This window comes from Paraburkholderia sp. FW306-2-2C-D06C, from assembly GCF_058781505.1.
In genome coordinates this window covers 10,727-11,697 of sequence record NZ_JBYSWU010000092.1, presented here as the reverse complement: position 1 = coordinate 11,697, position 971 = coordinate 10,727, and the positions used below count along the sequence as shown (strand labels likewise).

Annotated in this window: 2 protein-coding genes; both read right to left on the bottom strand. The window is 61.3% G+C overall.

What is annotated here, in order from left to right; translation table 11 throughout:
* Positions 1 to 275, bottom strand: a 275-nt coding sequence (locus tag AC3WLT_RS36020; protein ID WP_492596334.1) for a hypothetical protein, incomplete at its 3' end; no start/stop codon positions are given.
* A gap of 9 nt (positions 276 to 284) precedes the next feature.
* The coding region (locus AC3WLT_RS36015) for a hypothetical protein (protein ID WP_492596333.1) at positions 285 to 971 on the bottom strand (687 nt) is incomplete at its 5' end.

Below are 971 nucleotides of genomic sequence, written 5' to 3'. Positions count from 1 at the left end.
AGCACGGCGCAAAGCGGCGTGAACTCCCTGTCGACGAGCCTGACCGCGACGAACAGCAACCTCAGCACGACGAACAGCAACCTCAGCTCGCTCACCGATAACGTGACGAGCCTGTCGACCGTGTCCGCGGCGGGTATCAGCACGGCACAGAGCGGCGTGAGCTCACTGTCCACGAGCCTGATCGCGACGAACAGCAACCTCAGCACGACGAACAGCAACGTCAGCTCGCTCACCGATAACGTGACGAGCCTGTCGACCGTGTCCGCGGCGGGCATCAGCACTGCTCAAAGCGGCGTGAGCTCACTGTCGACGAGCCTGATCGCGACGAACAGCAACCTCAGCACGACGAACAGCAACGTCAGTTCGCTGTCCAGCAGCTTGGACACGACCAACACCAATGTCAGCTCACTGACCTCGGGCCTGGCCACGACGAACAGCAACCTCGGTTCGCTGTCGACGCAGGAGTCGACGGACGTAGGTGCGCTGTCGACAAGCCTGACCACGACGAACAGCAATGTCAGTTCGCTCTCGACGAGCCTGAACACAACGAACAGCAACGTGACGAGCCTGTCGACGTCGGCCTCGACCGGGATCAGCGCCGCGGTGAGCGGTGTGAGTTCACTGTCGACGGGCTTGAGCACGACCAACAATAACGTGACGAGCCTTTCGACTTCGGCCTCGACGGGCATCAGCGCAGTGGTGAGCGGCGTGAATTCGCTCTCGACGGGCTTGACCACGACGAACAGCAATGTCAGTTCACTGTCGACGGGCTTGAGCACGACCAACAATAACGTGACGAGCCTTTCGACTTCGGCCTCGACGGGCATCGGCGCGGCGGTGAGCGGCGTGAATTCGCTCTCGACGGGCTTGAATACGACGAACAGCAATGTCAGTTCACTGTCGACGGGCTTGAGCACGACCAACAATAACGTGACGAGCCTTTCGACTTCGGCCTCGACGGGCATCGGCGC